Genomic DNA, 7,107 nt, shown 5'->3' on the forward strand with positions numbered 1-7,107 from the left:
GGGGTTGCTGCGGACCGGCAGCACCCCCGGCTCGATCGCCGCGCACCCACTGATCCGTACCCTCGCCGGCCAGGTGCGACGCACCGGCGTGCGGCGCGAGATCGAGCTGGACCTGCCCCGGGGTCGCGACAGCGCGGGGGAGAACCCGCTCGGCGTGCACCTGCGGGCGATGGGCCTCGGCAACGGCTTCATCGCGGTCGAGGCGGTCGACGTGACCGAGTCGCACCGGCTGACCCGGGTGCGACGCGACTTCGTGGCCAACGTGAGCCACGAGCTGAAGACCCCGATCGGGGCCCTGCAACTGCTCGCCGAGGCGTTGCTGGACGCCACCGAGCCGGCCGACGCCGCGGCCTCCGACCTTCCCGAGGACCTGGTGGCCGCCCGCCGGTTCGCCGAGCGGATCCAGCACGAGTCGACCCGCCTCGGCCGGCTGGTGCAGGAGTTGCTGGAACTGACCCGGTTGCAGGGCGCTGAGCCGCAGCCGCCACCGGAGCCGGTCGCGCTGGACTGGGTGATCGCCGAGGTGGTCGACCGGACCCGCACCACAGCCTCCGCCCGAGGGGTCACGGTGGCCGTGGACGGTGAGCGTGGTCTCACCGCGTACGGCAGCGACTCCCAACTCGCCACGGCGGTGGCGAACCTGGTGGAGAACGCCATCAACTACTCGGGTGAGGACACCACGGTCCGGGTCACCCTGCGGGGCGACGACGAGCACGTTGAGGTCGCCGTCGCCGACCAGGGCATCGGTATCGCCCCCACCGACGTCGACCGGATCTTCGAACGGTTCTACCGGGCCGACCAGGCCCGCTCGCGTGCCACCGGCGGCACCGGGCTCGGCCTGGCGATCGTGAAACACATTGCGAGCAACCATGGCGGACGGGTCGAGGTGTCGAGCACTCTTGGTGGTGGATCGACGTTCACCCTCCGGCTGCCCGCCAGTCCACCGGATGACCTCCTGGCGACACTGCCGCCGGTTGGGATCGAGTCCGGTCCGACTGGGCTACGGCAGGTCTGACAGCAAATGGAAAGGAAATCCCCGTTGAGCCGCGTTCTCGTGGTCGAGGACGAGGAGTCGTTCTCCGACGCCTTGTCGTACATGCTCCGTAAGGAGGGCTTTGAGGTTTCGGTCGCCGCGACCGGCACCGACGCTCTCACCGAGTTCGACCGGACCGGCGCCGACATCGTGCTGCTCGACCTGATGTTGCCCGAGATGTCGGGCACCGAGGTCTGCCGGCAGTTGCGGCAGCGCTCTGCCGTGCCGATCATCATGGTCACCGCCCGGGACAGCGAGATCGACAAGGTGGTCGGGCTGGAGATCGGTGCCGACGACTACGTGACGAAGCCGTACTCGCCTCGGGAACTGGTCGCCCGGATCCGGGCGGTGCTGCGCCGGCAGAGCCCGGAGGTGGCGGAGGCGGGTGCGCCGACGCTGGCCGCCGGCCCGGTGCGGATGGACATCGAACGGCACGTGGTGACCGTCGACGGCGGTGCGGTGCAGCTGCCGCTGAAGGAGTTCGAACTGCTGGAGCTGCTGCTGCGCAACGCCGGCCGGGTGCTCACCCGAGGCCAGCTCATCGACCGGGTCTGGGGTGCCGACTACGTCGGTGACACCAAGACGCTCGATGTGCACGTCAAGCGGCTGCGCTCGAAGATCGAGCCGGAGCCGTCCGCGCCGCGATTCATCGTGACCGTCCGGGGTCTGGGCTACAAGTTCGAGCCGTGATCGGCGTACCCGAAGGGGGCCCGCGCTCGACGCGGGCCCCCTTCGGCCTGTTTGCGCCTGCTCAGCGAGCCAGTTTCGGGGGCCCAGCCACCTGTGCCCGGGGGATGCGAGTCCGGTGGTGGGGTCCTTTGGAGCTGATGTCACAAACGAGTCATCCGCCGACGCCGGCCGGGCCGACGCCGGCCGGGCCGACGCCGGCCGGGCCGACGCCGGCCGGGCCGACGCCGGCCGGGCCGATGTCGTAAACGAGTCAGCTCCAAAGGCTTCGCATCCCATATCACTGGCTCCCCCGCTACGGGCGTTGTGGCATCGCTCTTCAGGCGGGCGGGCAGTGTGGCGAGGCGTCCGATGATCTCGTTCGCGACGCCGCCGAAGCCCGTGGCGTCGCTGTGCCGGGCCGTCGTCAGGCGGAGGCGTCGCAGCCAGGTGAACCGTACCGAGACCGCTAGATCTCGTCGGCGGGGTGCGGGGCGATCATGCCCTGCCTCGTCCTGGTCGCGCACAGCTCGGCCAGCCGCTCGTACGCGGCAGCGCCGATCAGAGCGGTCAGCTCCGGCCCGTACGACCGATACATGGGCTCGGCGCCGACGTGCGCGTCCGTCGAGGACGTGCACCACCAGTCCAGGTCGTGCCCGCCGGCTCCCCAGCCCCGCCGGTCGAACTCGGACAGCGTGGAGACCAGCACCTTGCTGTTGTCCGGTCGCTTCACCCAGTCCTGGTCACGGCGGATCGGCAGCTGCCAACAGACGTCCGGCTTGTACTCCAACGGGTGCACCCCGTCGCGCAGCGCCTGCGCGTGCAGCGCGCAACCGCCCCCGCCGGCGAAGTCGGCGTCGTTGAGGAAGACGCACGGACCGTCGGCGCCCTGGGTGGCGGTGCGGCGGGCCGGGTTCTTGCCGTCGATGGTGTCCTCGTCGGTCCAGTTCTTGAACCCGCGCCGGAAGTGCTGCCAGGTCGACGGGGTGAGCCGCCGGACGGCGTTGCGGACCCGCTTCTCGTCGTCCGAGTCGGTGAAGAACGCGCCGTGTGAGCAGCAACCGTCCGCGGCTCGGCCGGCGATGATGCCGTGGCAGCCCTTGCCGAAGATGCAGGTCCAGCGGGAGAGCAACCAGGTCAGGTCGGCCCGGATCAGGTGCGTCTCGTCGGCGGGGTCGGTGAACTCGATCCACTCCCGAGGGAAGTCCAGGGGCACCTCACGGCTACGCGGGTCACCCGGGTCGTCCACCAGCACACGGAGCTCCATCGTCACTCGGCCCAGCGTACGCGCGGTGCCGTCCGCAGGTCGGTGAGCCGCGCAAACGTGTTGCACCTAGGGTCTTCACCATGCGACTGGGTGTCCTTGACGTCGGATCCAACACTGTGCACCTCCTGGTGGTGGACGCGCACCACGGGGCGCACCCGTGGCCGGCGCACTCCGAGAAGGTGGTGCTCCGGCTGGCCGAGCAGATCGGCCCCGACGGTGCACTGACCGAGGCGGGTGCGGACGGCCTGGTCAAGGCGGTGGGCATGGCGAAGGCGGCGGCCACCGGGCTGGCGACCGACGACCTGATCGCGTTCGCCACGTCAGCGGTGCGCGACGCCACCAACGCGGCCGACGTGCTGGCCCGGGTCCGCGACGAGACCGGCGTACGCCTGGCGGTGCTCTCCGGCGCGGACGAGGCGCGGATGACCTTCCTGGCCGTACGGCGGTGGTTCGGTTGGTCCGCGGGCCGGCTGCTGGTGCTGGACATCGGTGGTGGCTCGTTGGAGATCGCCGCCGGCATTGACGAGGACCCGGACGTCGCGGTCTCTCTTCCGCTCGGTGCCGGCCGGCTGACCCGCGAGCGGCTGCGGGTCGATCCGGCCAGTGCGGCCCCGCCGTCGGCGGAGGCCGTCGACAAGCTCCGGGAGTACGTGGACGGCCGGCTCGACAAGGTCGTCGACCAGATGACGGAGGTGGGCTGGGGTCGGGCGGTGGCCACCTCGAAGACGTTCCGGACCCTGGCCCGACTGGCCGGGGCGGCCCCGTCCGGTGCCGGGCTGTGGGCGCGGCGCAGTCTGACCCGGGCCGGCCTTCGACAGGTCATCGGCTTCATCCGGCACATCCCACCGGCGCAGTTGATGGAGCTGGAGGGGGTCAGCGCGGGTCGGGCCCACCAGTTGCTGGCCGGTGCCGTGGTCGCCGAGGCGGTGATGCGCCGTCTGGATCTGGATTCGCTGGACATCTGCCCGTGGGCGCTGCGGGAGGGTGTCATCCTCCGTCGACTCGATCAACTTGAGCCGATCTGACCCCACGACCGTTTTGGGGCTGTTTGCCGGCGCTCGTCACGATGCCCCCGGCGTCGCCGGGCTACGCTGGCTGATGTGACTTCCCGCGTTCCCGTGCTCCTGTCCAGCTCGTCGGTCTTTCCCGAGCCGACCGCGGCGGCGTTCCAACTGGCCGCGGCGCTCGGCTACGACGGCGTCGAGGTGATGGTCTGGACCGACGTGGTCAGCCAGGACGCGGGCGCGCTGCGCGGCCTCTCCACGCACTACGACGTCCCGGTGCTCTCGGTGCACGCGCCCTGCCTGCTGGTCACCCAGCGGGTGTGGAGCCCGGACCCGTGGGAGCGTCTGCGCAAGGCCGCCGAGCTGGCCGAGACGCTTGGCGCGCCGACCGTCGTGGTGCACCCACCGTTCAGCTGGCAGCGGGACTACGCGCGCAACTTCGCCGAGGGCCTGGCGACCGTCGCGGACCGGTTCACCGGGCTGCGCTTCGCGGTGGAGAACATGTACCCGGTGCGGATGGCGGGTCGACAGTTCGTCCCGTACGTGCCCGGCTGGGATCCGACCGACGCCGGCTACCCGTCGTACACGCTGGATCTGTCGCACTGCGCGGCCTCGCACAGCGACCCCCTGGAGATGGCCGACCGGATGGGTGCCGGGCTGGCGCACGTGCACCTCGGTGACGGCACCGGCGAGGGTCGCGACGAGCACCTGGTGCCCGGGCGCGGCACCCAGCCGTGCGGGGAGCTGCTCTCCTCGCTGGCCGGCCGGGGTTTCACCGGGTCGGTGGCGGTGGAGGTCGCCACCCGGGGCGCGAAGAGCCGCGCGGTGCGCGAGGCGGACCTGCGCGCCGCGCTGGAGTTCGCCCGCCAGCACCTGACCGCCCAGTCACCTGTCGACGTCTGACCCGTCCGCCCCCACGAGAGGGCGGTGGCGGTGTCAGCTGACCGGTGAGAGGGAGTCGACGCCGGCGGTCGGTTGGGCTGCGACAGTCACCTGCTCGCCGACCGCGGCCCGCTTGCGGGCCCGGTGCGCCGCCACGTGCGAGCGGGTGGCGCACCGCTCCGAGCAGAACCGCCGGCAGCAGTTGGACGACGTGTCCAGGTAGACGTTGCCGCACCGCTCGTCGGCGCAGACCCCGAACCGGGCGCTGCCGTACTCGCAGAGCCAGACCGACAGCCCCCAGACCGCGCCGGCCAGGTATTCGGCGCTGACTGAGGCGCCCCGGCTGGTCACGTGCATGTGCCAGTCGCTGGAGTCGTGCCCGGAGATGCGCGGCTGCACCGGGAACGCCTCCAGCAGCGCGTTCAGCTCGGTGACCGCCTGGGCGTCCCGCCCCGAGGTGCCGTACTCGAAGACGTCGCGCAACCGCTTCTGGGCCCGGCGGAAGATCGCGACGTCCCGGTCCGCGACCTCGTCGCGCATCCAGGCGTTCTCGTCGGGGAAGAGGGCCCGCAGGTCGTCGAGGTCGTCCAGGCGGGCGTTGACCAGGTCAACGCCGGTCCGGGCGTACGCGTCGAAGTTCACGCCCCAACGGTAGACGACTCAGCGGGTGCGTGGCGCGTCGATGTAGTGCGGCAGGAACCGCGCGTAGCCGTCGGTGATCAGACTGGCGCTCTCCCGCACCCCCACTCCGGCCGACTCGCCGTCGACGATCCAGCTGCCCAGCACCATCCGGTTGCCGGCGAACTGGGGCAACGCCCGGAACTCCTGGTAGCACCAGCCCTCGTCGCCGTAGATGCCCGGGTTGGTGATCTCCTCGCCGGCGGTGACGATGCGCACCGAACCGCCCTCGCGGCCGAGCAGTGGCTTGGCGACGTACTCCGGCATGCCGCGCGGCGAGTCGAGATACGCCGGGAGCAGGTACTCGTGGCCGGGGTACAGCTCCCAGAGGACCGCGAGCAGCGCCTTGTTGGAGAGCAGCAGTTTCCATGCCGGCTCGATCCAGGTGGTCGGGGTGCCCGGGGCCAGGGCCGCCGGCCCGTACGGCTCGGCCAGCATCCACTCCCACGGGTAGAGCTTGAAGCAGGTGGTCACCGGGCGGTCGTCGGCGTCGACGAAACGTCGGCCGTCCCAGCCGATCTCCTGGATGGGCTGCAACTCGACGTTCAGGCCGGCCTGCCGGGCGGTCTCGGCGAGGTAGCCGGCGGTCATGTGGTCCTCTCCGGACTCCTCCTCGTTCGACCAGAGCACGTGCACCAGCGGGTCGTGCAGCCCGGCCCCGATCTTGGCCCAGGCGCCGACCAGCCGTTCGTGCAGGCTGTTCCACTGGTCCAGATCCGGCTGGGTGTCCTCCAGCCAGTACCACTGGATGATGCTCGCCTCGACCAGCGCGGTGGGGGTGTCGGCGTTGTACTCCAACATCTTCGGGGGCCAGGTGCCGTCGTACGCGAGGTCGAAGCGCCCGTAGAGGGTCGGTGGCGCCTCCCGCAGCGACCGGGCCACCGCCTCGGCCGCCCACTGCGGGATGCCGAACTCGGCGTACCGGCGCTGCGCCACCACGTGCTCGGCGGCGGCCACCGACATCTGGTGCAGTTCCTCGGTGGCCTCCTCCAGCCGCAGCACCTCGTCCAGGTCGAAGGCGTACGCGGCGGTCTCATCCCAGTACGACATGATCCCGCCGTCGGGCAGTTCGGTGTCGACGTAGACCAGCCCCTGGGAGCGGATGGTGGCGTCCCAGTCGGTGCGCGGGGTGACCGTCTCGCGGCGCACGTCAGCCGCCGCAGGCGGCGAGGTGGGTGCCGAACCCGCCGCGCTCGGGCAGGGCCGTCGTGGCCGGTTCCGGGGCGGTGCGGCCGGCGGCCGGGTCGCTGACCCGCATCGCCAGCGCGACGGTTTCGCCGCCGCCGACCGGCCCGAGGGCGCAGTCGTCGTCATCGTCGTCGTCCGAGGTCATGTTGCAGCCGGAGAGGGCGAGCGCGAGAGCGGTGAGCGCGCCGAGTTGCACGGAGGCCGATCGGAGCCGGCGGCGGGGGCGTTGGTCCACGGCATCGTTGTAGCCGATCGACGCCACCGCCGCCGCCCCGCCCCGGGTCGAAGTGCCCCCGCCGCCCCTCGGCGGGGGCTCTGGCAGGGGCGTTACGCTCGGCTCATGCTCCGTTCCGTCATCCTCGCCGCCTCCCGGTCATCCCAGGTCGAGC

8 protein-coding genes are annotated in these 7,107 nt (G+C 71.5%); 4 read left to right on the plus strand and 4 right to left on the minus strand.

Annotation, left to right across the window (positions count from 1 at the left end; all coding sequences use genetic code 11):
- Positions 1-1,015, plus strand: a 1,015-nt coding sequence (locus KBX53_RS16825) for a cell wall metabolism sensor histidine kinase WalK (RefSeq protein ID WP_210860262.1), incomplete at its 5' end; no start/stop codon positions are given.
- A 24-nt stretch (positions 1,016-1,039) separates the two neighbouring features.
- Positions 1,040-1,723: a response regulator transcription factor gene (locus KBX53_RS16830; RefSeq protein WP_030329696.1), complete on the plus strand. Its 684-nt coding sequence runs from the start codon at positions 1,040-1,042 to the stop codon at positions 1,721-1,723.
- A gap of 445 nt (positions 1,724-2,168) precedes the next feature.
- Here KBX53_RS16830 and KBX53_RS16835 read toward each other — a convergent pair whose 3' ends face one another.
- Positions 2,169-2,966, minus strand: coding sequence for a hypothetical protein (locus tag KBX53_RS16835; RefSeq protein WP_210860265.1), 798 nt, complete (start codon positions 2,964-2,966; stop codon positions 2,169-2,171).
- Positions 2,967-3,046: 80 nt separating this feature from the next.
- Between KBX53_RS16835 and KBX53_RS16840 the strand changes: the two genes are divergently transcribed.
- Positions 3,047-3,991 (plus strand): Ppx/GppA phosphatase family protein, encoded by a 945-nt coding sequence (locus KBX53_RS16840; protein ID WP_030329700.1) that lies wholly within the window; start codon positions 3,047-3,049, stop codon positions 3,989-3,991.
- 75 nt (positions 3,992-4,066) lie between these two features.
- Positions 4,067-4,873 (plus strand): sugar phosphate isomerase/epimerase, encoded by an 807-nt coding sequence (locus KBX53_RS16845; RefSeq protein WP_081883736.1) that lies wholly within the window; start codon positions 4,067-4,069, stop codon positions 4,871-4,873.
- 33 nt (positions 4,874-4,906) lie between these two features.
- Here KBX53_RS16845 and KBX53_RS16850 read toward each other — a convergent pair whose 3' ends face one another.
- The 3 genes from KBX53_RS16850 to KBX53_RS16860 are packed head-to-tail and all read right to left on the minus strand — an operon-like array spanning position 4,907 to position 6,953.
- On the minus strand, positions 4,907-5,494 hold the full coding sequence (locus KBX53_RS16850; protein ID WP_030329704.1) for a CGNR zinc finger domain-containing protein: 588 nt from the start codon (positions 5,492-5,494) through the stop codon (positions 4,907-4,909).
- 18 nt (positions 5,495-5,512) lie between these two features.
- Complete coding sequence (locus tag KBX53_RS16855) at positions 5,513-6,679, minus strand: glutathionylspermidine synthase family protein (RefSeq protein ID WP_210860264.1); 1,167 nt, start codon at positions 6,677-6,679, stop codon at positions 5,513-5,515.
- A 1-nt stretch (position 6,680) separates the two neighbouring features.
- Positions 6,681-6,953 carry a hypothetical protein gene (locus KBX53_RS16860; RefSeq protein WP_245233557.1) on the minus strand — a complete coding sequence of 91 codons (273 nt, stop codon included), beginning with the start codon at positions 6,951-6,953 and terminating at the stop codon, positions 6,681-6,683.
- Between the last annotated feature and the right edge of the window lie 154 nt (positions 6,954-7,107).

This window comes from Micromonospora sp. M51 (assembly GCF_018070305.1).
Taxonomy (GTDB): Bacteria; Actinomycetota; Actinomycetes; order Mycobacteriales; family Micromonosporaceae; genus Micromonospora; species Micromonospora parva.